Raw genomic sequence first — 26,301 nt, 5'->3', positions numbered from 1 at the left:
TTTTTGCCGAATTAATTAAGAATCGTTACATAAGTTTTCACACTTTGCGTTATCCATTGCTTATTCCTCAATAGCAAGCCGCTTTATGCTTTAAAACCATACTTGCTCATAACGCCATGAATCGCAAAATAAGTGACTTCCTCAGGCAAAGCCTCTTTGATCGGCCGAAGCTTCTCATTCCCAAGCTCTCCGATCGCTTCAACAATCAATTGCTCGTATTCAGCCGGTATGATGCGGCTCCAATCGATCTCCTCGCCTTCGTCAGCGCAGCGAATTAAATGCCCCTCAACCGTTACTCTGCTTAATCCGCGCTCTTTCGCAATATCATCCGGCTCAATGCCGGCTTGAAACCGCGCAAGCGTAGTTAAATAGCTCGGCTCCTCGTCACCCGCAGCTCTTTTATTAGAAGAAGTGTTTACTTTAAGAGAAGCTTTAGGAGCTGCAGTGCCCGTTTCTGACGAGACACCCTCGCCTCCAAACGATTGTATAATGGAGAGCAATCCCTCTCCGTATTTCTCAGCCTTCGCAGATCCTATCCCCTTCACGCCTAGCAGCTGATCCACCGTCTGCGGCTGTACATTCGCAATTTCCCGAAGCGTCGCATCAAAAAATAGCATGAACGGCGGCACGCCTTCCACGGCTGCTTTCTCTTTGCGCCATTGTTTAAGCGCATCGAACAGCGGAGAAGCATTCGCGTAATCGGCTGACGCCGTTTGCCGGACAGTCGCTCGAACTCTTTGCATAATCGATTCGCGGCCTTCCAGAACAGGCAGCGCGCTCGCCGTTAAAGAAACGACTGGATATTGCCCCTCGCTAAGCTTCAAATAGCCTTCCGATACGAGCCAATAAAGCCAATCCGCAATTTCCTTCTCGGGTAAATGGCGCATAAGTCCGTATGTCGACAAGCGGTCCAGTCCAAATTCAAGCAAGCGCTTGTCGCGCGAGCCTTTCAGCACCTTGGCTGCCATCGTTACGCCGAAGCGGCCTTTCATTCGGCCGACGCAGGAGAGCGCCATCTTCGCTTCCTCCGTCCGGTTAACCGGCTCACTCTTATCGAGACAACTGCTGCATTTGCCGCAGGCCTCTACGCCGGTTTCTCCGAAATAATCGACGATAAACTGCTGCAAGCAGCGCTGCGTTCGGCTATAATTCATCATTGTATGCAGCTTGGACAGCTGAATCGATTTGCGGTCCGTATTGCCAGTGCCCTGCTCAATCAGGAAGCGCTGAACCTGCATGTCAGCTGGCTCGAACAAGAGGATGCATTCACTTTCCTCCCCATCCCTTCCCGCACGCCCTGCCTCTTGGTAATACGATTCAATATCGCTCGTCATTTGCCAGTGCAGGACGAAGCGAACGTTTGGCTTATCGATGCCCATGCCAAAAGCGTTCGTCGCGACCATGACGCGAATCTCATCAAATCTAAACTTCTCTTGCGTATCAGCTCGCTCCGCATCGGAGAGCCCGCCATGATATTTACCAGCCAAAATGCCTCTGCGCGTAAGCTGCTCATATACGTTCTCAACTTCTTTTCTGGTAGCTGCATATATAATGCCCGATTGCTCCTTGCGCTCTGCCACATAGCTCTCAAGAAACTTTTTCTTATCCACGCCGGTAACGACGGAAAGCGATAGATTTGGCCGTGCAAAGCCTGTTACAAAAACGCTAGGATCTCGAAGCTTGAGCATTTCTGAAATGTCGAGCGCTACCTCGTTCGTTGCCGTAGCCGTAAAGGCTGCAACAAGCGGCCGATCCTTCATTCTTGCTATCCAGCCGGCAAGCTGGCGATAGCTTGGCCTGAAATCATGCCCCCATTGGGATACGCAGTGCGCTTCGTCTATAGCGATCAGCGGAATTGACAGCTGCTCGGAAAGCGATTGGAACATCGGTGCATCAAGTCGCTCAGGCGCAACGTAGAGCAGCTTGTATTCTCCCTGCATCGCGCTCCGCATCACCTCGCGGTATTCGGCGGCACCAAGCGAGCTGTTCAGAAACGCAGCTGACACCCCTACCCGCCTAAGCGCATCAACCTGATCCTTCATGAGCGATATGAGCGGCGATATTACAAGCGATGTGCCCGGCAGCAGCATCGATGGAATTTGATAACAGATCGACTTCCCTCCACCGGTCGGCAAAATAGCCAGCGTATCTCGTCCGTCCAATATGCCTGCTATAATATCTTCCTGTCCCTTGCGGAAAGAGTCATAGCCGTATACCCGTTTCAAAGCTTGTCTAGCTTGTTCGATCAACCTTCATCCCTCCTTTGTAAAAATAAACAGGGAGGACCCTGGCAGCATTCTGTCAGGGTCCTCCCAAACGCATTCTTTTATAAACAGCGAGTATATCCGCTAATTAGCCTGTTACTACTTGTATGACGTTCCGTACGGATTGGGCGGATTTATCAAGAGCTGCTTTCTCTTCAGCAGTCAAATCAAGCTCAAGCACCTTCTCGATGCCGTCGCCGCCAATGATCGTTGGAACGCCCATGAACAGGTTGTCATAGCCGTATTCGCCCTCAAGCAATGCGATAACCGGAATAATCCGTTTTTTGTCTTTAAGAATCGCTTCCGTCATTTGCACGAGCGAAGCTGCAGGCGCATAATACGCGCTGCCATTGCCAAGCAGGTTAACGATTTCGCCGCCGCCAACGCGAGCGCGTTGTACGATTGCTTCAATGCGTTCTGCAGAGATAAGCTTTTCGATTGGAATGCCGCCAACGTTCGAGTAGCGAACGAGCGGAACCATATCGTCGCCATGTCCGCCAAGCACGAAGCCGCGAACGTCTTCAACGGATACGTTAAGCTCTTGCGCAATAAATGTGCAGTAGCGAGCTGTATCAAGGACGCCGGATTGGCCGATTACGCGGTTTTTAGGAAAACCAAGCGTCTGGAATGCCGCATAAGTCATAGCATCGACCGGGTTGCTTAAGATGATGACATAAGCGTTAGGGCTAGTCGCTTTAATGTTTTCACAAACGGATTTTACGATGCCAGCGTTTGTGCTGACAAGATCGTCACGGCTCATGCCCGGCTTACGAGCGATACCAGCTGTGATGATGACAACATCGGAATCTTTTGTATCTTCATAGTTGGAAGTTCCGCTAATGTTAGCGTCCACTCCAAGTACAGGAGTTGCTTCAAGCATATCTAGCGCTTTACCTTTAGTTGGGTTTTCAAGCGGTGCGATATCAACAAGAACAATATCGCCTAGTTCTTTCTGAGCAAGCATAAGCGCTGTAGTAGCCCCTGTGAAACCCGCTCCAACGACTGTAATTTTTTTGCGTTTAATAGCCATCTTGTATAACCCTCCTGTAACATTTTTTAAGGGGAGACCCCTTTGACCCCCGTCTTATTTGCTGCATTAATCCCTCTAAGTGCGTTTTCGAACCCGCCTAAATCCTCCCTTCCAAGGGAGGACCCCAAGGCGCTGCGCCCTCTGGATACCCGCTAATTGGACTAACATAGGAGGACAACAGGTTTTCTGTGCGACTTTGGAGCATGGATCGCTTACGTCCCTTTGGGACACGCTTTCCGTTTGTGCGCGGACAGGAATTTGTCCCGCGGGACGTGATTCTACCTAAACCTATTCACAAACCATATGCATACCCTATTAAGATTATGGGGATCAAACGGTTCCCTTATTCAATGGAAGATCAGACTACATGTTTTTGATGATTTCGTCTGCGAAAGCGGAACATTTTACTTCTGTTGCGCCTTCCATCAAGCGTGCGAAGTCATAAGTTACGGTTTTGTTGTTGATAGAAGCTTCCATACCTTTATAGATAAGGTCAGCCGCTTCTTGCCAGCCTAGGTGCTCAAGAAGCATTACGCCGGAAAGGATTACGGAACCTGGGTTTACAACGTCAAGGTCGGCGTATTTAGGAGCTGTACCGTGTGTTGCTTCGAAGATCGCATGTCCAGTCAAGTAGTTGATGTTCGCGCCTGGAGCGATACCGATACCGCCAACTTGTGCAGCTAGTGCATCGGACAGGTAGTCACCGTTCAAATTCAATGTTGCGATAACATCGAAATCAGTTGGACGAGTTAGTACTTGTTGCAAAGCGATGTCAGCAATTGCGTCTTTAACGATCAGCTTGCCAGCAGCTTCTGCATCTTTTTGTGCTTGGTTAGCAGCTTCAGTGCCTTGAGCTTCTTTAATGCGGTCGTATTCGCCCCATGTGAAAGTCTCGTTAGCGAACTCATGCTCAGCCACTTCGTAGCCCCAGTTTTTGAACGCGCCTTCTGTATATTTCATGATATTGCCTTTGTGTACAAGCGTAACGGATTTCTTGCCGTGCTTAATTGCATACTCAATCGCTGCGCGAACAAGACGTTGCGAGCCTTCTTTGGATACTGGCTTGATGCCGATACCGGAAGTTTCAGGGAAGCGGATTTTGTTTGCTCCCATTTCTTTTTGAAGGAACTCGATCACTTTTTTCACTTCTGGGGAACCTTCTTGGTACTCGATACCCGCATAGATATCCTCAGTGTTTTCACGGAAAATAACCATGTCAACAAGCTCAGGACGTTTTACTGGGGATGGAACGCCAGTGAAGTAACGTACTGGACGAAGGCATGTGTATAGATCAAGCTCTTGACGAAGAGCAACGTTCAAAGAACGGATACCGCCGCCGATAGGCGTCGTCAAGGGACCTTTAATCGCAACGATATATTCACGAATTGCTGTAAGTGTATCAGCAGGCAGCCACTCGCCGTATTCGTTGAATGCTTTTTCGCCGGCAAATACTTCATACCAAGCAATTTTTTTCTCGCCGTTGTAAGCTTTTTCTACCGCTGCATCAAGTGCGCGCTTCGAAGCTTTCCAGATGTCGCGGCCTGTGCCGTCGCCTTCGATGAAAGGAATGATAGGGTTGTTAGGTACGTTAAGTACACCGTTGTCTATTGTGATTTTCTCGCCTTCTGTTGGAAGCGCGAATTTTTCGAACTGAGCCATGAATAAAATCCTCCTTAGAATGGTACCTACCGATGTGCAGGTATGTATTAGTTTTATTTCACAATGAAGGAGAAGAGCGAACAGCCCGTTCGCGTCTGCCCTCTCCTTCCATTGTAACTTATTTTAACGATTAACGCTGTTCAATTGGAATGTATTTCGCGTTAACTGGACCTACATAATCAGCACGCGGGCGAATCAAGCGGTTATCTTGGTATTGCTCAAGGATATGCGCGCTCCAACCGGATACACGGCTGATCGCAAAGATAGGCGTAAACAGGTCGCGTGGAATTTCAAGCGTTGTGTATACGGATGCAGAGTAGAAGTCAACGTTTGGCTTCAAGCCCTTTTGTCCCGTTACCAATTCTTCGATTTTGACAGACATTTCATAAAGCTCCATATTGCCTGTCAGCTTGCCAAGCTCGCGGGACATTTTTTGCAAATGCTTCGCGCGTGGATCGCCGTTTTTGTAAACGCGGTGACCAAAGCCCATAATTTTAACTTTGTTCGCAAGCGCGTTGTTGATAAAGCTCTCAACGTTTGCCGCTGTACCGATTTCTTCAAGCATGACCATAACCGCTTCATTAGCGCCGCCGTGAAGAGGACCTTTCAAAGCCCCGATCGCGGAAGTTACACCCGAATAAATATCCGACAATGTCGCTACCGTAACGCGAGCTGCAAATGTCGATGCGTTCAATTCGTGGTCAGCATGAAGAACGAGCGCTTGATCAAGTGCCTTAACAGCCACTTCAGCCGGCTCGTTGCCTGTTAGCATATATAGGAAATTATAAGCAATTGATACGCCTTGCTTTGGTGCTACCGGTTCTTTCCCTTGACGAATGCGAGCAAAAGCAGCAATAATCGTAGGCAACTGAGCCTGTAATTTAATTGCTTTCAGTTGATTCGCTTCAGGAGTCATATCGTTAGCGGAGCTGTCGTACAATGCCAAGCTTGAAACAGCTGTGCGCAGCGCAGCCATCGAGTTTGTGTCTTTTGGATATAGTTTAATTTGATCAAGCACGCCTTGTGGAACTGCTGCATATTGATCCAATTGCTTTTGCAGTCCATCAAGCTCGGAACGATTAGGTAATTTACCGTACCATAGCAGATATGCGACCTCTTCAAAAGTAGCGTTTTCTGCGAGATCGTCAATATCGATACCACGGTATGTCAGTACGCCATCAATGATTGAGCTGATGGACGACGCCGCTGCAACAATTCCTTCCAGACCTTTAGTTGCTGTCATCGTTCTCTCTCCTTTAACTTGGATATCGTGTGTTAACAATAAAAAGGGTTCGTTATTTGTACCATCGCCTTTAATCATAAATGATTTCGGCAGTGAAGTGAACAAATAGAGACATAAAAATGCTTTATCGACATCATTAATATTTTTTTCGATTAGTCTCTCACCGCATCGTATCGTATGCTCCAGCTGCATTTTTCCCTATTCGCTCTATTTTTAGCCGCAGCATAAACTATTTTTACAGAATCGAATATAGTGGTAAAATGTCACAAAGAGAACTTTTTGAGCAAAATTTGCCGCATTGGAGGCGCTACATGACTGAACAACGCATCGGAATTATTGACATAGGCTCCAACTCCGTCCGGCTCGTCGTATACGAGAGGACTGCAAATGGTGCTCATCGAGTTGCTGATAGCAGTAAACGGCCTGCTAGGCTAAGCGAACGAATTGATGAAAACGGCGAGCTGCCGGGGACAGCAATCGAGGAGCTAATCGACACACTTAATCATTTTACCATGATTTGCACACATAATCATACAAGCCATATTCGTGCGGTCGCAACAGCTGCTATTCGAAACGCCAAAAACCGCACAGTAATACTTGATCGCATAAAAAAAGAAACGGGCTTAACCATCGAATTGCTCACCGGCGAGGACGAGGCTTCCTATGGCTTTCTCGGCATGATCAACTCGATCAATATTCGGGATGGCTTTTTAATCGATATCGGCGGCGGAAGCACGGAGCTTTCTTTGTTTCGCAATCGCGCGCTCGTTCGTTCCATTTCCTTTCCTTTTGGCTGCGTAAGCCTTAACAAGCGATTTGGCACTAAGGGCCTGCTTCAGGATGATGAATTGAAGGCGCTTGAACAGCTTGTATTGGAAGCCGTTCGGAACGAGCCATGGACCTTCGAATCGCCCGGACTGCCTCTCGTCGGAGTAGGCGGCACCGTGCGCGCACTCGGCAAAATGCATCAAGCCGCTTATAAATACCCGTTCCCGCAAACGCATAACTATCCCGCAACAAGCGAACAGGTCGATGAGCTGTTTCATCAAATGCGCAAGCTGCCGCTCGAGAAGAGGCGCAAGCTGCCTGGCTTGTCCAAAGACCGCGCTGATGTCGTAGTACCTGGCGTTGCTATTTTGCGCGTTCTGTTTCGGGCAACCAAGGCGGCATATTACCGAATTTGCGGAGCAGGTCTGCGTGATGGCCTATTCCATGCGACACGTTTCCCGAATCATCCAAAGCAAGACGATGTGCTTCATTTTAGCCTTAAAAATTTGAGTGCTCTGCATCCGGCAGCACCGAAGCAGCATGTGCTGCAGGTCAACCGGATTGCGCTTGAGCTCTTCGATGTGCTGAACTATGTACATCCTTTGCCGCCGCAAACGAGGGTGCTGCTTGATACGGCGTCGCAGCTGTTTCGTATCGGTGCCTCCATCGATTATTACGAATATGCGAGGCATTCCTTCTACCTCATCATCAACTCCCAGCTGAATGGACTTAGCCACCGGGAGATGATTATGACAGCAGCTATCGCTTCTTACAAAAGCAAGGGCCGGGCTCGCCAGCACGTATCCGAATATAGAGAGCTGCTTAACGAGACCGACCTCGATGTTATATATAAGCTTGGCTCTCTGCTTCAGCTTTCTGCAGCGCTCGATCGAACGGAGACGCAAGCCATCGCGCAGCTGAATGTCCAATTATCCGGCAATCAGCTGTTGCTGCGGCCTATTCAACCTCGCGGTACGCTAGTTGTCGAGCGCCGCGAGGTCGAGGAGCTGAGCTCTGAATTCAAGAAGCTGTGGAATGCAACCCCGGTACTTGACTATACAGCTATGCATGCCCCTTCCACAACGATATAACTTTTGCCTCAAATTGACTGCGGAACGGCTGCTTATTTTCACTGGAAATGTGTTCATAAGTACCGTTCGGCTGCAGTTCGCGGGCCTTTACATTATCATTGATATTAAGCTCGAGCATCTTAATAAGAATTTGTCTGAGCGTCTCATCAAATACAGGACATATCAGCTCGATCCGCCGCGTTAAGTTGCGAGTCATCCAGTCAGCACTAGACAAGTAAACCTCCTCTTCCCCTCCGTTATAAAAATACATGATTCTCGCATGCTCGAGGAAGCGGTCGACGATGCTGATGACCTGAATATTTTCACTTCTTCCCGGAACGCCTGGACGCAAGCAGCATACGCCGCGGACGATAAGCACAATCTTCACGCCAGCTTGAGATGCATCGTAAAGCTTATCGATCATTTCCTGATTCGATAAGGAATTCATTTTGGCGATAATGCGCGCCGGCTTTCCTGCTAACGCATTCTCTCTCTCCCGGTCAATCAGCCTATACAGCTTCTCCTTCAAATCCGATGGAGCAACGCCAAAGGCCTTCCACTCATAAGGTGTTGAATACCCTGTTACTTCGTTGAACAGTGCCGAAGCATCCCCACCGATAATAGGATGTGATGTGAATAGTCCAATATCCGTATACAAAGTGGCTGTACTGTCGTTGTAGTTGCCCGTACCGACATGTACGTAGCGGCGAAGCGTGCCTTGCTCTCGACGAACGACAAGCAAAATTTTCGCATGCGTCTTCAAACCGACTAAGCCGTAAACGACATGGCAGCCCGCCTTCTCCAGCTGGCGCGCCCAAGCGATATTCCTCTCCTCATCAAACCGTGCCTTAAGCTCCACAACGACCGTCACCTGCTTGCCCGCTTCTCCTGCCTTAGCAAGAGCTTGAACGAGCGCAGATTGGCCGCTGACGCGGTATAGCGTCATTTTGATTGCTAGAACGTCTGGATCGTATGCCGCCTGCAAAACAAAATCATTTACGGCATCAAACGATTCGTATGGATGGTACATCAACACATCGCGTTGACGGATTACCTCGAACATATCATCTGTTTCATCGAATTCTCTCGGGTAAATAGGCTCTAGCTTTTCATATCGCAAATTGTCATTGCCAGGTACGGCACCTGCAAATTTCATTAGAAAGCTCAGGTCAAGCGGACCGTCAATTTCGAATAAATTATCTTCAATCTCCAGCTCTTCGGTTAGCATTTCGAGCGCATAAGGATGCATGCCCTTTGCTACCTCAAGACGAACGGGAATGCCCCATCGACGGCGGCGCAGCTCCTTCTCGATTTCCTCGAGCAGATCCTCTGCATCCTCCTCGTTTAGCGTTATATCGGCATCGCGTGTCAACCGGAACGGATTTACAGAGAAAGGGATATAACCATTAAATAATGTATCAATGAATTGTTCAATCAAATCCTCTAGGAGGACGAACTCCGTCTTCTTGCTGTTAATTCTCCCAGGAACGGGAACAAATCTTGGCAATATGGACGGCACCTGCACGATTGCAAAAAAGGGCTCCTCCTCAGAAGGATCCTCTTCTTTTCTGAGCAGCACGGCCAAATACAGTTCTTTCGTGTGCACGAGCGGGAATGGTCTGCTCTGATCGACTGCCATAGGCGTAAGTACAGGAAATACAATTTCATGAAAATAGTCCGAGACTGCCTTGGTCTGTGTAGCATTCAGCTCATCGATCGAACGAATAAAGATTCCTTCACGGCTTAAGGAGCGAAAGACCTCCCTGTAGGTACGGTACTGATCATGAACCATTTGCGTTGCTCGCTTTATCAGCCTTTTCCACAATCCGGATGGCGTATATCCGGTAAAATCGGTTTTCGATAAGCCGGCTCTCATCTGCATTTGTATGCCCGCAACCCGTACACTCATGAATTCATCCAGATTGCTGGAAACAATTGCTAAGAATTTAGCCCTCTCAAGCAATGGATTGTTGAGATCCTGGGCCTCTTGAAGAACTCTTCGGTTGAATTCGATCCAACTTAAGTCACGGTTTACATAGTTGGACAAAAGCTTGGTCATTTCTCACGCCTCCTGAGTAATTATGCGAAATAATCATGCTTCTAATGTGTACGCTTCTGTTTGCTGATCAATTCTGCTTTGTGTCTAATAAGAGGCATGCTGATCGCAATAAAAAAAGTGACAAGAAACGACAATTATCTATTTAATTATGAAGCATGACTATTATTGCCATGTTAGACTTTTGTAAAGGTAACGTAAATATTAGAATTTTCCGATCTTAAAATTGCCGTTTCTTAATCTTTTTTCAATCCAGTGCAGCATAATTTGCCTGTAAAAGGAGCGTGTTGTCGGAATGAGCAGCGTAATGCCTATGATATCAGAAACAAATCCTGGCATTAGGAGCAATAGTCCCCCTGCCAGCACACACAAACCGTCAAGGAGAGACTGGCCGGGAATTTGCCCCGCCTGCATTTGGCGCTGAGCCTCTCCCCATACTTTGCGGCCTTCCGCGCGAGCTAAATAAGCGCCTGCCAGTCCCATAAGAACGAGAATAAAAAAGGTATTCCAACCGCCAATCCAGCTGCCTACTTGAAAAATGCCAAGAAGCTCAACGATCGGTACGATGATAAAGACAGCCAATAGCCATTTATACATGATTTTGACCTCCTCAAAAGTTTGCGAAGCAAACTTATTTCGTAATCAGCAGCTCGTAGAGCTCTGGCATCACCTTGTTTACGCGTGCCGGCTGCCACTGGGCATTGACCCATACATGCTTGGTGCCGCCTTCGACTAATAACTCTCCAGGCAACGGCTTGCCTGCTTCATATTCAAAGGCATGAAAGTCTGAAGCCGCTACCCTTCTAATTTGCGACTCAAAGGAAAGGCGTACAGGCGAGTAGTCAGCCACTCGTGTACAAACGAGAACCATATCATCGTAACGAGCTGGCAGCACATAGCGGCATTGCAAATCTACAACAGGCAGCAGCAGACCTCTTTCTTCTATCGCTTTGTAGCTGTAGCCAGCATTTCTTATCCATTCCGTACGTCCAATTTCAAACCAAGTTACATAATTCCCGTGAAAAACGACACCCATTTGATCGGTTTCCTGATAGCGAACGCGAATGGGATGCATAAACCAACCGGAAGCTGAAAGCATAAGTGAACCTCCCTAGCCTATTTACAATAAGCTTACATAAAACATATGTAATTAGCAAAAAGCGAGGGTGCAAACACCCTCGCTTCAGCTTTCGTACCCTATAGTTATTGAGAAAGCAGCTGCCCTAATTACAGTACTTTCGATTGGCCGTGATAGATAACGCCAGTTTCGCCATAGATGGTTACTTCCATGCCATCTTTAAGGAGATCTGTTGCATTTGTAATGCCGAGAATAACTGGAATCCCAAGGTTAAGGCCTACTACTGCAGCATGGCTGGTAATGCCGCCCTGCTCCGTAATAACGGCAGCAGCCTTCTCAAATGCTGGCATATATTCTTTGTCGGTCGAGATCGTAACCAAGATAGAGCCTTTAGTCGTTTTTGCGATGGCTTCCTCTGGTGTGCGAGCAACAACGATTTTGCCGATAGCTGTTTGGCTGCCGATGCCTTGTCCTTGTGCCAAAAGCTCACCGATATGGTGAATTTTGATCAAGTTTGTAGTGCCGGCGCGGCCAACAGGAACGCCTGCTGTAATGACAACTGTATCGCCAAGGCTTAGGAAGCCTGTGCTCATGCCGCCTTTAACCGCATTTTCGAACATTTCATCCGTTGTGTCCGCATCAGGACCAAGCACTGCGAATACGCCCCAAATAAGAGATAGACGACGCAATACCTTCTCATCTGTCGTTACCGCGATGATCGGAGCCTTAGGCTTGTACTTCGAAACCATGCGAGCTGTGAAGCCGCTTTGCGTGGAAGTAATGATCGCTTTCGCGCCAAGATCAAGAGCCGAGTTAGCAACAGCTTGGCTGATCGCTTCGGTTACGGAAGTTTGCTGAGCGTTGGCTTGCTTCGTGAAAATTTCACGGTATTCCAAAGCCGCTTCCGCGCGCTCTGCGATACGTGCCATCGTTTGTACGGATTCTGTTGGGTATCTTCCTGCAGCTGTTTCGCCGGATAGCATGATTGCATCTGTACCGTCGAAAATCGCATTTGCAACGTCACTCGCTTCTGCGCGAGTCGGACGCGGGTTGCGCTGCATGGAATCCAACATTTGTGTGGCCGTGATAACTGGCTTACCGACGCGGTTACCTTTTTTGATCATGTTTTTTTGTACGAGCGGAACCTCTTCAGCTGGAATTTCAACGCCGAGATCGCCACGCGCTACCATTAGGCCGTCAGAAACCTCAAGAATTTCATCGAGATTGTCTACGCCCTCTTGGTTTTCAATTTTAGAGATGATTTGGATATGACCCGCATTGTGGCGCTCAAGAAGCTCGCGGATTTCAAGCACGTCGCTCGCTTTACGCACGAAAGAAGCTGCAATGAAATCTACGCCCATCTCGATACCGAATACGATATCATTCGCATCCTTCTCAGTAATACCAGGTAGCGAAATTTTTACGCCCGGTACGTTAACGCCTTTTTTGCTTTTAATTGGACCGCTATTTACGATACGGCATACGATTTCAGTTCCATGAACCTCTTCTACCGTCAATCCGATCAAGCCATCATCGATCAAAATAGTCGAACCGATTGTTACATCGTTTGGAAGGTTGTTGTACGTAATTGGAACACGGTTGCGATCACCCAAAATTTCTTCCGTTGTAAGCGTAACGGTTTCGCCTTGGTTCAATTCAATAGGCTCTTCCTTTAGCTTGCCAAGACGAATCTCAGGACCTTTCGTATCAAGCAGAACCGCTACCGAAGTGCCGAGCTCGGCATTCGCAATGCGGATATTTTTGATACGATTGCCATGCTCTTCGAAATCTCCGTGGGAGAAGTTAAGACGGGCAACGTTCATGCCTGCTTTAATTAGTTTCTTTGTGTTTTCCAACGATTCGCTGGATGGACCGATAGTACAAACGATTTTAGTTTTACGCATGTTAAGTTTCCTCCGTATATTGCCTGAATTCTTTACTATACTGACATGACATCCCACTGCTTGTACAGTGAAATAATCAATTTTACATATTATTTACTGAATCGTCGAAGTCGCTTCCGGCGTTTGCTCGCGGGATTGATCCGCCGCATCGGCTGCTTCTCCAAGATTGGAGTCTGCTGGCGCGCTAGGCGCTGCGAGCGGCTCCTCAACCATTTTGAACTGGCCGACCTTACGGAATTTTTTATAGCGATCCTCAATCAGCTGCTCGGCGCTCATTTGCATAAGCTCTTGTAGATGCAGCCATAGTTTTTCCTTAATTTGCTCCGCTTGGAACGCCAAATCCTTATGGGCGCCCCCTTGCGGTTCCGCAACGATGTCCTCGATTACGCCAAATTCCAGCAAATCTTTGGCCGTAATTTTCATGGCTTCAGCAGCTTGATCCGCCCTAGAGGCATCCTTCCACAATATCGATGCTGCTCCGTTTGGCGAAATGGCGCTGTAAATCGCATTTTCCAACATAAGTACACGGTTGCCGACGCCTAATGCCAATGCGCCGCCGCTTCCGCCTTCACCGATAACGATACAAATGATAGGCACGCCGAAGCCGGCCATTTCCCGCAGGTTGCGCGCAATCGCTTCCGATTGTCCACGCTCCTCAGCAGTTTTGCCCGGATAAGCACCCTTCGTATCAATAAAGGTAATAATTGGCCGCTTGAACTTATTTGCTTGCTCCATAAGCCGCAAAGCTTTGCGGAAGCCCTCGGGGTGAGGGCTTCCAAAGAAGCGGGCGATGTTCTCGCGCGTATCCTTGCCCCGTTGATGCCCGATTACAGTAACCGGAACGCCGTTAAGCTTGGCAAGTCCGCCAACAATGGCGAGATCGTCCGCAAACAGACGATCCCCGTGAAGCTCCATATAATCTGTAAATACGGTTTGAATGTAGTCAAGCGAAGTCGGACGCTGATGGTGGCGCGCCATATGCATTTTTTGAGCCGGAGACAGCTCGCTGTACAGCTCTTCTTCAAGCTGCTTGCATTTTTGCTCCAGGCCCAAAATCTCCTCGGAGAAGTCAATTCCCTTCTCCACGCTCAAGGTCTTCAGCTCGGTAACCTTCTGCCGCAAATCGTTCAGCGGTTTTTCAAAAGGCAGCTCACCCGCCATAGGATGTTTCCTCCCTTACGCAATGCATATCGAGCAGCTTTGCTAACGTAGGCTTCATATCTTTGCGGTGTACGACTTTATCCAATTGGCCGTGCTGCAAATTAAACTCGGCAGTCTGGAAGTCATCCGGCAGCTTCTGGCGAATCGTTTGTTCGATGACAATCCGGCCAGCAAAGCCGATCAAAGCGCCAGGCTCGGCCAAATTGTAATCGCCTAAGCTCGCAAAGCTTGCCGAAACCCCGCCTGTAGTAGGATCGGTAAAAATCGAAATAAACAAACCGCCCGCGCCTTGAAATTTCGAAAGCGCAGCGCTCGTTTTGGCCATTTGCATCAAGCTCAAAATACTTTCCTGCATCCGGGCGCCGCCAGAAGTAGAGAAAATAAGAAGCGGTAGCTGCTTCGCATGAGCCGCTTCGATCGCTCTAGTAATCTTCTCTCCAACAACGGATCCCATACTGCCGGTGAAGAAATCAAAGCTCATCACCGCAACGACAACCGGAAAACCGCCGATCGTTCCTTCTCCCGTTACAACAGCTTCGCGAAGGTTCGACTTGCTCCTCTGCTGCTCAAGCTTGCTGGCATAACCAGGGAAGGTTAGCGGATCGACGGATTCCATATTCGCATCGTATTCTAACAAATGTCCTTCGTCTAGCGTCAATGCTATACGCTCCCATGCGCTTAGCCGATGATGATGGCCGCAGGAAGAGCATACTTTCAAATTCTTTTCGAGCTCTTTGCTGTACTGAATTGTGCCGCATTTTGAGCACTTATTCATCAAGCCCTCCGGAACTTCCCGCTTGCGGGGTTCCGAAGGTATCGTCGCATATTTCTTCTTCGTAAATAAGTCCTTTATTTGCACGTGTGACACCTCTCAAGGCGCAATAGTATAGAGCAGTCCATCATAATGGCCGCATAATGGAGTTGAATACTTCTTGAACTTCCTCCAACTCGCCAGACGGAACTAGTATCTCGTATTGCTGTTTGGACAGATTGACAGAGCGGATCTTCACCAAAAATCCTTCCTCCGTTAGCCGCTTCTTGATGTTATCTGCAATTTTTGCTGTTGGTGCGATATAAATGACCGTCCACATCATGGTACCTCCTGAAAACTTTGCTACCGCAAAGTTCACTTACTAAGCATAGCTATCCCGGTAACAGGCCATATGATGTCACAATGATACCATAGTCATGGGGAATCCGGCAAATCATATCGGATCGCTTTCGGGTCCTGATGCGCAATTCGTGCCGATGCTGCGGCGGCCAAACCAGCTACCAAGTCATCCAGAAACACATGAATGCGTTCGCCTTTTAAATTCAATTGACGAATAATGCCGGGTTTTACTTTATCTAAATATCCGAAGCTCGTCAATCCAATCATGCCGTAAACATTCGTTATGCCGAGCGCCAGCGTCTCGTCCACGCCGTAGAGCGACTCATCGGTTTCCATGATCGATTGCAGCGGTTCCGGAAGCAATCTGCGCTCGGCTAATTCATCAAGGGCAATGCCTGTATACATGACATACTGCACCTCGCGTTTAGCGAGCACCGCTCTTACGCTTTCCTCGCATTCTTCCATCGTCAAATCACCGTTATAGGGACGCTGCAGCGTATATACGATTTCGGTTACGTCGTCGATCGATACCCCGCGTTTCAAGAGCCAATTCTCAATTCCTGTCATAGGACCCATCCCTCCCGTAACTGCTTGTACGTTAATCTTGGAAACATTAGCGTGAGCAGATGACATTGTCCCAGGGCAAAACCCGCTAAACCGCGAGCTTCTTTGCCATCGTCACTTGTATCTCTAAACATATGCGCGTACAAGCCTTGACGTGCATACGAAATACATTTGTTTGCGAGATTTTACGGGAGGAGAGGAGCGCCAAGTTATGAAGCTGTTTTATTAAGAGCAAGAAACAGCATATTTTCTATAAAAATTTTGCACAATCTCACTGCATCAATCTTTATGATCCCTATCAAAAACGCTCATATGGCTTTCATCTGTTGCATGTTTGCAAGCATAGAGCAGCCGTCTATTTTTCTGAATCCATTATTCGCTATTTCACCACGATCGCGCCTTCCCCGAGCAGCTGCTCGACAGATGCTATGAGCTGTGGCGAAGGCTTTACGCGATAGCTGTCGCTCAGCGCGATTGATTTCTGGCCTTGCACATAGAACAGGACGGTTGCGAGCTGACCGGAATGCCCCGCAAGCAGCCCTTTGAGCTGTTCAAGCACAGCAGGCTCTTCATTTTCTGATACGATTTTGATATAAACGCGCTGCGGCTTGCGGTCGGCTGGCACCGAACGAGCCTCGTCATTTCCGCGAGGTCCATCCGTGCTTACCGCGATTTTTTCTGAAGGCGCATTCTGATAGGCTTGCCGGCTTGCAGCCGCAGTCGGCCGCTGGGTCTTATCTCCTTGGCCTATCTGAGTGCGATTTTGGGCAGCTCCCCCGCCTGCAGCCGCGCTGCCGCCATTCGTTCGCGCTGCGCGAGCTTGCGCTTGTTTTTGCAGCCGCTTTACCTGCTCCGCGAGATCCATGTCCGCATCTCCTATCGGCACGAAGTCCTCGACAAGCAGCTTATAATCATCATCCTGCTGTTGAACGGTCGCCTGTATGATCGCTAAGCCGCCCTTCTCAAGCTTGCTCCCGATTCGCTTCCATATCGTCGGAAACACTACGGCTTCCACGCGCATAATACGATCCTCAAGCTCCAAGAAACCCATCGATAGCCCCTTCTTATTCGTGAAAGGCTTAAGCGACACGATCATGACGCCTACTATAGCGATCGTCCCATCCTTTGCATCGCTCAGCTCAACCAAGCGGTCCAGCCCGAGCGTTTCAAGCTGCTGGTCAACTGCATCGAGCGGATGTCCAGATAAATAAAGTCCCAGCAGATCACGTTCAAAATCCAGCAATTGACTCGTCGTGTAGGGACGAATATCCGGAAGCTCGACATCCCAGTTTTGCACCTCGTCGAGGCCAAACATTTCGATTTGCAGCTCCTCGCGCTCCTTGCGCCATTTGACAGCAGCCTCAACGGTTTCCTCAAGGGCGCCAAGCAGCTGAGCGCGATGACCGGGCAAGGAGTCCAAAGCTCCCGCTTGTATAAGCGACTCCAAAACCCGCTTGTTCACGACTCGCAAATCTACGCGCCTGCATAGATCGAGCAGACTCTCAAACGGCTGCTCCCCGCGCTCCTTCTGGATCGCTTCAATGGCCTGCGTGCCGACGTTTTTGATCGCCGCAAGCCCGAAGCGAACGGCATTTCCAACCGGCGTGAAGGACACGCTGCTTTCATTCACGTCAGGCGGCAGCACCGCAATGCCCATGCGGCGGCATTCATCCACATATTCAGCCGTCTTCCGCTGGTTGCCGGTCACAGATGCGAGCATCGAAGCCATAAACTCTACCGGATAGTTTGCTTTCAGCCATGCCGTCTGGAACGCAAGCACCCCATAGGCAGCCGCATGCGCCCGCGGGAAGCCATAATCGGCAAACCGAACGATCATATCATATACATGATTCGCATCTGTATCGGAATAACCCTGCGCAAGGCTCCCCTTCACAAAATGCGCCCGCTCCTCATCAAGCACCTCGCGCTTCTTCTTCGAGACGGCGCGCCGCAGCAGATCCGCTTCGCCAAGCGAGAAGCCCGCCATAAGCGAAGCGATTTGCATAATTTGCTCCTGATAAACGATTATGCCGTACGTATCCGACAATATAGGCTCCAGCGAGGGATGCGGGTAATCGACGGTCACGAGCCCATGCTTGCCTTGAATATATTTGGGAATAAATTCCATCGGGCCTGGACGATATAAGGCCAACACCGAGATGATATCCTCGAACTCCGTTGGCTTCATATCCTTCAGCACGCGCCGCACGCCGGCGGATTCCAGCTGGAATATGCCTGTCGTATCGCCCCGGCTGAGCATCGCGTAGGTGGCCGGGTCATCGTCGCTAATCGTATGAAAGTCGATCGTTTTGCCATGCTGCTCCTTCACAGCCTTAAGCGCCCTCTCTAATATCGAAAGCGTCCGCAGGCCGAGAAAATCCATTTTGAGCAGCCCGATCGCTTCTAAATGCTCCATGGAATATTGCGTGAGCGGAATTCGTTCGCTGCCGACCTGTATAGGCGTATAGTGCGTCAGCGGCTCTTGCGAGATCACGACACCTGCAGCATGCGTAGAAGCATGCCGCGGCATTCCTTCTACCTTCAATGCCATCTTCAGCATTTCCGCCGTCTTCGGCTGGCGATCGCTTGCCTCGCGCAGCTCGCTGCTGATGCGAAGCGCTTCCTCAAGCGTAATGCCCAGCTGATTCGGAATGAACTTCGCCGCCCGGTCTACCTCTTGAAACGGAACGTTCATCGCCCGCCCGACATCCCGTACAGCCGCTTTAGCTGCCATCGTCCCGAACGTAATAATTTGCGCGACATGCTCATCGCCGTATTTGGCGGCAACGTAAGCGATAACCTCATCGCGGCGCTCGTCATTAAAGTCAATATCGATATCGGGCATCGATATCCTCTCCGGGTTAAGGAAGCGCTCGAACAAAAGCTTATATTTAAGCGGATCAACATCCGTTATTCGAAGCGTGTACGCAACCAAGCTTCCTGCGGACGAGCCCCTACCGGGACCTGTACGTATGCCACGCTCATGGGCAAAGCGTACAAAATCCCAAACGATCAGAAAGTAATCGCTGAAGCCCATTTTATCGATAACGGAAAGCTCATACTCCAGCCGCTGCTCTGCCTTCTGCTTGTATTCGGCATCGGTAGCCCATTCGGGAAGTCCGGCGTATCTTGCAGTCAGGCCGTCACGGCACAGCGTCATTAAATAATCAGAAGAGCTCATTTCAGCCGGTACCGGCCTGAAAACGGGCAGTGCGGCGCGGCCAAGCGTCAGCTCCAGGTCGCATTTGTCAGCAATTTCAACCGTATTCGCCAGCGCTTCGGGTACATGCCTATACAAAAGCGCCATCTCGTCTGCGCTCTTCATGTACATCTGATCCGTCAGCATGCGCAGCCGATCGGTATCCTCAGTCGTTTTGCCCGTTCCGATGCAAAGCAGCACGTCCTGAACGGCGGCATCCTCCGCGTGAAGGTAATGGACGTCATTTGTTGCCGCCAGCTTTATGCCCGTCTTGCCGGCGAGCTTTATCATTTCGGCTGCTACCTTCTTCTGGTCTAGCAAACCGTGGTCCTGCAGCTCCAAATAAAAGTCGTCTCCGAAAATGGCTTTGTAGCGCAAAGCGCTAGCCTCCGCATTATCGAATCTATCGTGAAGCAAATGCTGAGACACTTCGCCTCCAAGGCAAGCGCTCAAGCAGATTAAACCTTCAGAATGCTCGCTCAGCACCTCCATATCAACCCGCGGCTTGTAATGAAAGCCTTCCAAGTGGGCGATGGAGCTAAGCTTCATCAGATTTCGATATCCGGTCTCGTTTTTGGCGAGCACAATCAAATGATAAATCGGGTTTTCCTTGCGCGTACCTTTCTCAAATCGAGATCCGCTCGTCATATAAAGCTCGCAGCCGATAATCGGCTTAATGCCTTGGGCCTTGCATGCCCGGTAAAAAGGGATAGCTCCGTACATGACGCCATGATCGGTCAGCGCGAGCGCCTTCATGCCTAGCTCGGAGGCTCTTGCCGTAAGGTCACGGATTCTAGCGGCGCCGTCAAGCAGGCTATATTCGCTGTGGACGTGCAAATGCACGAAAGATTGTTCGTTATGTCCGCTCATCGCAACCGTTCCTTTCCGCGTAGACCAAATAAGTTATGTCTATTTTATCATAATAGCGCAGGACACGCCCATAGAATGGTAGCAGAGCGTACAAGCGTGCATAACCAGCCCTGCACCCGTTAACCTTTATTTCCTTCTCCAGGTGCTGGTTCGCTTCACTATCTTTTTAGGAGGTAAACCTATGAGCTATTATTTGTCCAAAGCGGGACTTGATTTCTTCATCGCATTTGGCGTCGTCCTTGGAGGCTCGACGCTCGCGGGGGTCGGATCGGTATTTATGCTTCTGCCACCGGCGACGACGATGCTTGATACGGCCGCAAGGCTGAAAATATGGGCAATCGTAGCCGCTGTCGGCGGATCGATCGATCCCGTTCGCGTCATAGAAAGCAACATTATGGAAGGTTACTTGAATCCGGCGGCGCAGCAAATCAGCTTTATCATCATTGCTTTTCTTGGCGCCCACATAGGTACGGAGCTGGTCCGTCTCATATGCAAGGGAGCCGTATAAGCGATGCGCGTACCGCCGTTTGGGCGTTTTGTGAGAGGCATGCAAATGGTTGGGGTGTTAATTCTCGGGATGATTATCGGAGCTATCGTCTATAATTCTTTTTATTTGGCAGAGTTTCAGGCTTTAATTATCTTGAAGAGCGAGCTTGAGGTGAAGCTGGAGCAGTATGAGCAGGATATTCAAAGTTTAAAGCAATTCAAAAATCAACATACCGTCATTAAAAGCATTCTGCCTCGAATCGAAAAAGAAGCCGGCCAAAACTCCGGCAGGCCTGATTTCGACCATGTGACGGAAGCCGAGCTGATTAAGCGCATAAAAGAGGATCTCCAAAGCTTCCTCGGCCAAAGCATTTATACAATTGATTCCGATGCCAAATTCGCTCGCAAGCTCCTTGAGAAAAAAGTGTATATGGATGTTTACAACAAAGACTACACCATTGAGGTCAAGACGATCCTCGTAGTCGACAATGTCCTGCAGGTATGGATTAAGGTTCGCAACTACACGAAGCCTCCTTCCTAAGCACGTTGCCTCATTTCGTGGTACAATAGAGCCTGTCTATTTGCGAAATCGATGCTGCAACTACATAACTTAAAGGAGCTACATGCTTATGGATCAACTTCTGCAATGGCTGCTCATGCCGGGCATCCTTATATCACTTGTGTTCTCGGTAGTGTTCAGCTTTAAATCTCGCCGATCCTCCGATGCGAGAACACGAGCTATCTTCTCTGCTAGAATGAATATTAGCATGGGCATTATGCTGCTGTTCATCGCTTTGGTTCAGCTGTTTTTATCCGGCGAATCCACGCTTCGCATCGTCATTGGCGCCATATTCCTAGTGCTTGGCGTCTTTAATCTATTCGCCGGCCTTCGCAATCTCAGCATCTACAACTCGCCAAGAAGCTAATTCAACCGTTAATACGGGTCAATCATCTGGGCCGTCAGCATCGCCTTGGCGGCCAATCCTTTCGTATCCTTAACCTCGATTTCCAGCTTCGTAAACTTCCGGCTCATCTCAAGCGCCTTCGGTATGATCGTAATCTCGCTATCGATTTGAACGGGCCGAACATAATAAGTCGTCATGCTCTCCAGCAAGTAATCGCGCTTAGCTGTCTCTCGAATCATTTTTCGTGCTGCTTGTGTCATTAGCGTGGCAAGAAGTCCCTCAGATACCATCCCGAGCGCACCCGACATTTGCGGCGTTATCGTCCCCTTGTAAGCTATGCCCAGCTCATCAAAGCCAGCCGCATTTACGGTTGCCGTGGCCATAAAGCCCGTCCACATCAAGTCCTCAAACGTTTCTCCCGATTCCGGCTGCTTGCCTGCAAATCGCATCGCATCAAGCACTTCCTGTCTCGTGACGACACCAAGCAGCTTGCGGTGCCTATCCACGATAGGCAGCAAATCAATGCCTTCCGCAGCCATCGTATGTGCAGCAGAGGTGACCGTTATGTTCGGAGCCGCCGTAATCGGCTGCTTAGTCATTACTTTATCGACTGCGCTATCCTCTGGCGTTCCGACCGCATCCTTCGCCGTCATCATGCCGACAACCTTGCTTCTCTCATCCACAACGGGAAAGCGTGAATAGCCGGTTTCGAGAGACAGCTTAAGGAAATCAGAAATGGTATGGCCGATTCGAAGCACATCGGCCGGACGACTGAATGTGACGATATCTTCGATCAGCATAATTTTCCGCTTAATCAGCCGATCGTACATGGCACGGTTGATCATCGAGGCTACCGTAAACGTATCATGCCTGGATGTAATAATCGGAAGAACACGCTCATCAGCGAGCCTGATCACTTCCGCGCCCGGCTCGAAGCCGCCGGTAATAAGAACGCCGGCTCCCTCCTCAAGCGCACAGCGATGCGCGTCGATTCGGTTGCCTACGATCAACAGGCTTCCCTCGTCGATATAACGAAGCATCGCATCGAGCTCCATCGCGCCAATGACGAACTTATGCAGCGATTTGTCAAGACCTGCCGCCCCTCCGAACAGCTTTCCCTCGACGATTTCGGCAACCTCGCCGAAGGTGAGCTGATCAAGCGCCTCCCTGCGCTTGCGGTCAATCCGAACCGTTCCGATCCGCTCCTTCGTGCTGACAAGCCCAGAGCTTTCCGCTTCCTTAAATGCTTTGTAGGCCGTACCTTCGCTGACGCCAAGCGACTTCGCAATAGCGCGTACTGAAATTTTCGTTCCAATCTTAAGGCTCTGAATATAACTCAGAATCTGTTCATGCTTCGTGCTTGTTTCATTACCCGGTCCGATTGGAGCCACTTTGCAACCTCCGTCCAACTTGCAATCCTTTCTCCCTATTATAGGAGAAAGTGAAGGACAAGTCATGTCCGTCCCGATTCACTTCGCCCTCATAGCTGCCATTGCAGCAGCACCTGCTCTACCTTCAGCTTGGCGTCTATGAACTGTCCCATCTTGCCCTTCAGCTTCCACTTCTTGAATAGCTGCTGTATCGTCTGCAAGTTGATGGCATCCTCGGCGCCAGACATAATGAAAGCCTGCCAATCATAATCAATCGGAATCGGATAGCGCAGCGCCAAAATGAGGAATTGATTGAGCTCAATAACTTGCGCTGGAATCTCTTCATAAATACTAGAAAACAAAAACGAGCTATGCTCGCTGTATGGTCTAGAAATTGAATCTGATTTTAGCTCAAGCACATATTCAACGATCTGGGTATGCGGATTTACGCGACAGCTGAATGATCCGCGGGCAGTTATTGCCTTATTTACGCGTTGAGACAAGCGATAAGTGAATCGAACTAGGAAGGGAACGTTATTATAATAAGCGCGAACTTTTCTGAAAAACTCGAATTCATCAACCACTTGCAAACCTCCTCGCATAACGTTTCTCCCCATTTATATCCTATCACTTTCGACGTAATTGGTAAATCGATCCTTAATAGGTAATCATGTCAATAGAATGATACTTTTTTACACAATTATAGTAAAGAGCCCATCTATTCGTCAATGATTATAGTCACTATTTTTAATATGCTCTATAGAGAGTTGTTGATAGGCAAGTAAAGTTTTATCGTTAGGCTGAGGTGACGGTATGAGTAAGATTGCAGGGCTAGTAGGAGAAAATATTCGTCTGCTGCGCAAAAAAAGAGGGCTAAGCCAAGAGCAGCTTGCTTTCCGCGCTGATATTAATGCTTCCTATATGGGACAAGTTGAACGCGGGGAAAAAAATCCGACAATTGACGTGCTCAGCAAAATCGCGCTTGCGCTGCAAACGCCGCTTGAGAAAATTGTGAATGTCATTTCTATTCCAGATGCCGCGGAAGAGCCTGCTGATGAAGGCTACGCGACCAAAATTGTCCATCAAATAAACGGCCTCACCTTAAAGGAGCAGGAAGCTGTATATAAGTTCGTCAAGCAGCTTGTACAATTTAAGGAGCTTTAATTAGCGATTATTTAAATACACAAAGAAGATCCGCCGATATCCATATCGGCGGATCTTCTTTATCTAGAGAGCTGGGCTATTGACTGCCCAAAAGCTAACCTCGCGCTTTTCTTGTTGCCTTCTGCAGCAGCTTCTGCTCCCACAGCAGCGCCTTCGCCTTTTTAATGCGGGCAAGCTCCCTGCGTTTCTCGTCATTCATCACCAGCGCATTGACATGCGCCGTTACGATGACTAACGCAAACAAAATCCATACGAGACCAAATACACTCATCAAGCTCCACGGCGCGCTCAGCTCAAGACGCGGAAGCGCATATACGAGCATTGCAAGCGCTATAAGCAAATACAACACATGACGGCCTTTTCCGGAAAACATTTCCTTCAGCTCCTCCATAGGGTCGTAAGCGGCTCGCTATCTTGTCCGCATTACCATTCTATGAGAAGTGGACAGGGGATATGTCTCTTATTAATCTACGATAGACTTCAGCACATCGGACATGATCCGATTGACATCCTCGAACACAACCGCAAAGCGGCGCTCCGCATCTAGCAGCTTGCCAATAAACGGGTTTAGCGTGATCACCTCGTAGAGCTTGTTCATTTTCTCCATATCCTCAGCGGACGGTTCTTCGCCAGCCATCATTTTTTGCTGCAAAAAGTTTTGACGCTCGCGAAAATCATCAAGCATCTCTTTCGCGGCAGGATCCGCTTCTGCGACCTCCTTCGCAGCCTTCAGCAGCTTCGCTTCCTCACTTTCCTTCAGCGCCTTCGCTAATTCATATGCCTTGTCATAAATATTCATCAATCTCTCTCCATTCATTAATTGTGATGGTGTAGGTTTTGACTAATCATAACGCTTAATTAATGCGTGAGCCAAGCCCCTAATGGAAAAGCTCATGAAAACTACACAAGTCACATATCATTTTCTGATTCACAAAGGGATATATGTCCTCATATGATGAAGTAATTCGTGTAAAAATCCTAGTTGCCGACCTTTTACGGTCATCCTCCTGCTTGGAAGGAGATTTATGATGCTCAAATCAAAAGTAGCCGTACAGGTGATCAGCTCCGGCATGCTTCCGGAAGATACGCTCATGCTTGGCGAAGCCTATGTAAAGCAATGGAAAATTCCACAAGGCCAGCACATCCTATTAAAATTCGGTGCCTTCCGGCGTCATGTGAAGGTTATTCCTGTCGCAAAATACGATGGCATGAGGATCAGCCAAAGCTTAGCAAGACAAATGGGATTTGCAAATGGGACGCCCATCAGGCTGCAATACAAGGTCGGCACCTCCACGCTTGTGCTCGGGCCGTTGATCGGTGTGCTTGTCAGCCGCGATTATCCGCATACACCCGATAAGCCCTTTGGGTCCATTACCATGTTTTGCAAGGAGCTCGTTGAAGCCAGTACGGCGCAAGGCGTATTCGTTTATTTCTTCACCCCTAGCCAGATCGGCACAAGTCTTGATACCGTTGACGGCTGGGTCTATTCAGATGGCTGGCAGCGGGTCAAAATGCCCATCCCCGACGTCGTCAATAACCGCTTGACGTCTAGAAAGCTGGAGAACAGACCCAGCGTACAACATTTTATGAAAGAAGTAAAACTGCAGCACGATACGACTGTCTTCAACGAAAAGTTTTTGGATAAGGTCGAGGTTTTTGATGCGCTGAAAAATGATGAATCGCTCGCGCGGTATTTGCCCGAATCGCATTTGCTGCGCAACTATACGATGCTGAAGTCCATGTGCTCACGCTACAGCAACGTTTTTCTAAAACCGGTGCGCGGCAGCTTGGGCAAAGGGATCATCCGCATAACCCGCCTCGACTCGAACAATTATCAAGCGATGTTCGCAACCGCAGGCGGTACGCGCAGGCAGCAGCACACGAGCTTGGTTAAGCTCTTCTCGAGCATTTCCGCAAAAATGAAAACCATTAAATACCAAGTGCAGCAGGGGCTGCAGCTTATTGAAATCCAGAAGCGGCCCGTTGACTTTCGCGCCCTCGTCCAAAAAAATGCAAGCGGCAAATGGACCCTTACATCCATTGTCGCCCGTACAGCCGGCAGCGATCATTTTGTTTCCAACCTTGCGCGCGGCGGAACGCTCAGCACGGCGCTGGAGGCCGTTACAAAATCGAATTTACAATCCGGCATGAGCAGAAATGAAGCCGTGCACCGGCTGCAGCAGGCGGCGCTTAATATCGCGCGAGGTGTAGATGCACAAATTCCTGCGCATTTCGGCGAGCTTGGCATTGATTTGGCGCTTGATACGAGCGGCCGCGTATGGCTTCTAGAGGTGAATTCAAAGCCGTCCAAAAACGACAACACGCCACTCCATGAAAACAAAATCCGTCCATCCGTCCGTATGATGATCCAATATTCCCGATTTTTGTCGGGCTTTTAA

23 protein-coding genes are annotated in these 26,301 nt (G+C 49.1%); 6 read left to right on the top strand and 17 right to left on the bottom strand.

Translation table 11 applies throughout. From position 1 onward, the window contains the following. Positions 1-83: 83 nt before the first annotated feature. The 4 genes from recQ to citZ form a co-directional block, all read right to left on the bottom strand. On the bottom strand, positions 84-2,249 hold the full coding sequence (gene recQ, locus HI950_RS25295) for a DNA helicase RecQ (protein ID WP_169087035.1): 2,166 nt from the start codon (positions 2,247-2,249) through the stop codon (positions 84-86). A 103-nt stretch (positions 2,250-2,352) separates the two neighbouring features. After that, positions 2,353-3,294: a malate dehydrogenase gene (gene mdh, locus HI950_RS25290; protein WP_169087034.1), complete on the bottom strand. Its 942-nt coding sequence runs from the start codon at positions 3,292-3,294 to the stop codon at positions 2,353-2,355. A 363-nt stretch (positions 3,295-3,657) separates the two neighbouring features. Next, positions 3,658-4,953 (bottom strand): NADP-dependent isocitrate dehydrogenase, encoded by a 1,296-nt coding sequence (gene icd / locus HI950_RS25285; protein ID WP_169087033.1) that lies wholly within the window; start codon positions 4,951-4,953, stop codon positions 3,658-3,660. A 130-nt stretch (positions 4,954-5,083) separates the two neighbouring features. Continuing rightward, complete coding sequence (citZ, locus tag HI950_RS25280) at positions 5,084-6,196, bottom strand: citrate synthase (RefSeq protein WP_169087031.1); 1,113 nt, start codon at positions 6,194-6,196, stop codon at positions 5,084-5,086. A gap of 311 nt (positions 6,197-6,507) precedes the next feature. Here citZ and HI950_RS25275 point away from each other — a divergent pair, with 311 nt between their 5' ends. Further along, positions 6,508-8,055, top strand: a complete 1,548-nt coding sequence (locus HI950_RS25275) for a Ppx/GppA phosphatase family protein (protein WP_169087029.1) — start codon at positions 6,508-6,510, stop codon at positions 8,053-8,055. On the opposite strand, the gene ppk1 is transcribed toward HI950_RS25275, so the two are convergent. The 9 genes from ppk1 to HI950_RS25230 form a co-directional block, all read right to left on the bottom strand. Next, positions 8,027-10,093, bottom strand: a complete 2,067-nt coding sequence (gene ppk1, locus HI950_RS25270; RefSeq protein ID WP_169087027.1) for a polyphosphate kinase 1 — start codon at positions 10,091-10,093, stop codon at positions 8,027-8,029. The two genes, HI950_RS25275 and ppk1, sit on opposite strands and share 29 nt — an antisense overlap. A 201-nt stretch (positions 10,094-10,294) precedes the next feature. Further along, a complete protein-coding gene (locus HI950_RS25265) occupies positions 10,295-10,687 on the bottom strand; it encodes an FxsA family protein (protein WP_169087025.1) in 393 nt (130 codons plus the stop codon). Between the two features lie 34 nt (positions 10,688-10,721). Continuing rightward, complete coding sequence (locus HI950_RS25260; protein ID WP_169087024.1) at positions 10,722-11,189, bottom strand: acyl-CoA thioesterase; 468 nt, start codon at positions 11,187-11,189, stop codon at positions 10,722-10,724. 128 nt (positions 11,190-11,317) lie between these two features. Continuing rightward, positions 11,318-13,072, bottom strand: a complete 1,755-nt coding sequence (pyk, locus tag HI950_RS25255) for a pyruvate kinase (protein ID WP_169087023.1) — start codon at positions 13,070-13,072, stop codon at positions 11,318-11,320. 93 nt (positions 13,073-13,165) lie between these two features. Continuing rightward, the gene (locus tag HI950_RS25250; RefSeq protein WP_169087022.1) at positions 13,166-14,233 is read right to left on the bottom strand and encodes an acetyl-CoA carboxylase carboxyltransferase subunit alpha; all 1,068 of its coding nucleotides are present in this window, start codon (positions 14,231-14,233) and stop codon (positions 13,166-13,168) included. Continuing rightward, entirely contained in the window at positions 14,223-15,092 is an 870-nt protein-coding gene (gene accD, locus HI950_RS25245; RefSeq protein ID WP_169087021.1) for an acetyl-CoA carboxylase, carboxyltransferase subunit beta, read from the bottom strand. The genes HI950_RS25250 and accD overlap by 11 nt, the downstream gene beginning before the upstream one ends. Before the next feature lie 40 nt (positions 15,093-15,132). After that, complete coding sequence (locus HI950_RS25240) at positions 15,133-15,324, bottom strand: hypothetical protein (RefSeq protein ID WP_053374720.1); 192 nt, start codon at positions 15,322-15,324, stop codon at positions 15,133-15,135. 95 nt (positions 15,325-15,419) lie between these two features. Beyond that, the gene (locus HI950_RS25235) at positions 15,420-15,911 is read right to left on the bottom strand and encodes a phosphatidylglycerophosphatase A family protein (RefSeq protein WP_169087020.1); all 492 of its coding nucleotides are present in this window, start codon (positions 15,909-15,911) and stop codon (positions 15,420-15,422) included. Between the two features lie 376 nt (positions 15,912-16,287). Further along, the gene (locus tag HI950_RS25230) at positions 16,288-19,977 is read right to left on the bottom strand and encodes a DNA polymerase III subunit alpha (RefSeq protein ID WP_169087019.1); all 3,690 of its coding nucleotides are present in this window, start codon (positions 19,975-19,977) and stop codon (positions 16,288-16,290) included. 181 nt (positions 19,978-20,158) lie between these two features. On the opposite strand from HI950_RS25230, the gene HI950_RS25225 reads away from it, so the two are divergent. The 3 genes from HI950_RS25225 to HI950_RS25215 all read left to right on the top strand — a co-directional run bounded on the left by HI950_RS25225 (position 20,159) and on the right by HI950_RS25215 (position 21,389). Continuing rightward, complete coding sequence (locus HI950_RS25225; protein WP_169087018.1) at positions 20,159-20,485, top strand: YtrH family sporulation protein; 327 nt, start codon at positions 20,159-20,161, stop codon at positions 20,483-20,485. A gap of 3 nt (positions 20,486-20,488) precedes the next feature. Then, positions 20,489-21,004, top strand: a complete 516-nt coding sequence (locus HI950_RS25220) for a sporulation membrane protein YtrI (RefSeq protein ID WP_169087016.1) — start codon at positions 20,489-20,491, stop codon at positions 21,002-21,004. A gap of 88 nt (positions 21,005-21,092) precedes the next feature. Then, on the top strand, positions 21,093-21,389 hold the full coding sequence (locus HI950_RS25215) for a YtpI family protein (protein ID WP_169087014.1): 297 nt from the start codon (positions 21,093-21,095) through the stop codon (positions 21,387-21,389). Between the two features lie 8 nt (positions 21,390-21,397). On the opposite strand, the gene HI950_RS25210 is transcribed toward HI950_RS25215, so the two are convergent. Continuing rightward, the gene (locus HI950_RS25210) at positions 21,398-22,759 is read right to left on the bottom strand and encodes a DRTGG domain-containing protein (RefSeq protein ID WP_317618442.1); all 1,362 of its coding nucleotides are present in this window, start codon (positions 22,757-22,759) and stop codon (positions 21,398-21,400) included. Between the two features lie 89 nt (positions 22,760-22,848). Then, positions 22,849-23,322: a hypothetical protein gene (locus tag HI950_RS25205; RefSeq protein ID WP_169087010.1), complete on the bottom strand. Its 474-nt coding sequence runs from the start codon at positions 23,320-23,322 to the stop codon at positions 22,849-22,851. Between the two features lie 229 nt (positions 23,323-23,551). Here HI950_RS25205 and HI950_RS25200 point away from each other — a divergent pair, with 229 nt between their 5' ends. Further along, positions 23,552-23,902: a helix-turn-helix domain-containing protein gene (locus HI950_RS25200; protein WP_169087008.1), complete on the top strand. Its 351-nt coding sequence runs from the start codon at positions 23,552-23,554 to the stop codon at positions 23,900-23,902. Between the two features lie 94 nt (positions 23,903-23,996). Here HI950_RS25200 and HI950_RS25195 read toward each other — a convergent pair whose 3' ends face one another. Then, a complete protein-coding gene (locus tag HI950_RS25195; protein WP_169087006.1) occupies positions 23,997-24,275 on the bottom strand; it encodes a hypothetical protein in 279 nt (92 codons plus the stop codon). A gap of 90 nt (positions 24,276-24,365) precedes the next feature. Then, on the bottom strand, positions 24,366-24,701 hold the full coding sequence (locus HI950_RS25190) for a YlbF family regulator (protein ID WP_169087004.1): 336 nt from the start codon (positions 24,699-24,701) through the stop codon (positions 24,366-24,368). A gap of 229 nt (positions 24,702-24,930) precedes the next feature. On the opposite strand from HI950_RS25190, the gene HI950_RS25185 reads away from it, so the two are divergent. After that, on the top strand, positions 24,931-26,301 hold the full coding sequence (locus HI950_RS25185) for a YheC/YheD family endospore coat-associated protein (protein WP_169087086.1): 1,371 nt from the start codon (positions 24,931-24,933) through the stop codon (positions 26,299-26,301).

It is taken from the genome of Paenibacillus sp. PL91 (genome assembly GCF_012935325.2).
Taxonomy (GTDB): Bacteria; Bacillota; Bacilli; order Paenibacillales; family Paenibacillaceae; genus Pristimantibacillus.
Note: the sequence above shows the minus strand (reverse complement) of the source record. Positions and strands in the feature narration are given on the sequence as shown.

Excerpts from the sequence above, each read along its gene's own strand:
- mdh (WP_169087034.1), bottom strand. The coding sequence starts at position 3,294 with ATGGCTATTAAACGCAAAAAAATTACAGTCGTTGGAGCGGGTTTCACA.
- HI950_RS25220 (WP_169087016.1), top strand. The coding sequence starts at position 20,489 with ATGCGCGTACCGCCGTTTGGGCGTTTTGTGAGAGGCATGCAAATGGTT.
- HI950_RS25230 (WP_169087019.1), bottom strand. The coding sequence starts at position 19,977 with ATGAGCGGACATAACGAACAATCTTTCGTGCATTTGCACGTCCACAGC.
- HI950_RS25260 (WP_169087024.1), bottom strand. The coding sequence starts at position 11,189 with ATGCTTTCAGCTTCCGGTTGGTTTATGCATCCCATTCGCGTTCGCTAT.
- HI950_RS25265 (WP_169087025.1), bottom strand. The coding sequence starts at position 10,687 with ATGTATAAATGGCTATTGGCTGTCTTTATCATCGTACCGATCGTTGAG.
- HI950_RS25190 (WP_169087004.1), bottom strand. The coding sequence starts at position 24,701 with ATGAATATTTATGACAAGGCATATGAATTAGCGAAGGCGCTGAAGGAA.
- HI950_RS25250 (WP_169087022.1), bottom strand. The coding sequence starts at position 14,233 with ATGGCGGGTGAGCTGCCTTTTGAAAAACCGCTGAACGATTTGCGGCAG.
- HI950_RS25225 (WP_169087018.1), top strand. The coding sequence starts at position 20,159 with ATGAGCTATTATTTGTCCAAAGCGGGACTTGATTTCTTCATCGCATTT.
- HI950_RS25235 (WP_169087020.1), bottom strand. The coding sequence starts at position 15,911 with ATGACAGGAATTGAGAATTGGCTCTTGAAACGCGGGGTATCGATCGAC.
- citZ (WP_169087031.1), bottom strand. The coding sequence starts at position 6,196 with ATGACAGCAACTAAAGGTCTGGAAGGAATTGTTGCAGCGGCGTCGTCC.
- HI950_RS25240 (WP_053374720.1), bottom strand. The coding sequence starts at position 15,324 with ATGTGGACGGTCATTTATATCGCACCAACAGCAAAAATTGCAGATAAC.
- HI950_RS25275 (WP_169087029.1), top strand. The coding sequence starts at position 6,508 with ATGACTGAACAACGCATCGGAATTATTGACATAGGCTCCAACTCCGTC.
- HI950_RS25185 (WP_169087086.1), top strand. The coding sequence starts at position 24,931 with ATGCTCAAATCAAAAGTAGCCGTACAGGTGATCAGCTCCGGCATGCTT.
- ppk1 (WP_169087027.1), bottom strand. The coding sequence starts at position 10,093 with ATGACCAAGCTTTTGTCCAACTATGTAAACCGTGACTTAAGTTGGATC.
- icd (WP_169087033.1), bottom strand. The coding sequence starts at position 4,953 with ATGGCTCAGTTCGAAAAATTCGCGCTTCCAACAGAAGGCGAGAAAATC.
- pyk (WP_169087023.1), bottom strand. The coding sequence starts at position 13,072 with ATGCGTAAAACTAAAATCGTTTGTACTATCGGTCCATCCAGCGAATCG.
- HI950_RS25215 (WP_169087014.1), top strand. The coding sequence starts at position 21,093 with ATGGATCAACTTCTGCAATGGCTGCTCATGCCGGGCATCCTTATATCA.
- HI950_RS25195 (WP_169087006.1), bottom strand. The coding sequence starts at position 24,275 with ATGTTTTCCGGAAAAGGCCGTCATGTGTTGTATTTGCTTATAGCGCTT.
- HI950_RS25200 (WP_169087008.1), top strand. The coding sequence starts at position 23,552 with ATGAGTAAGATTGCAGGGCTAGTAGGAGAAAATATTCGTCTGCTGCGC.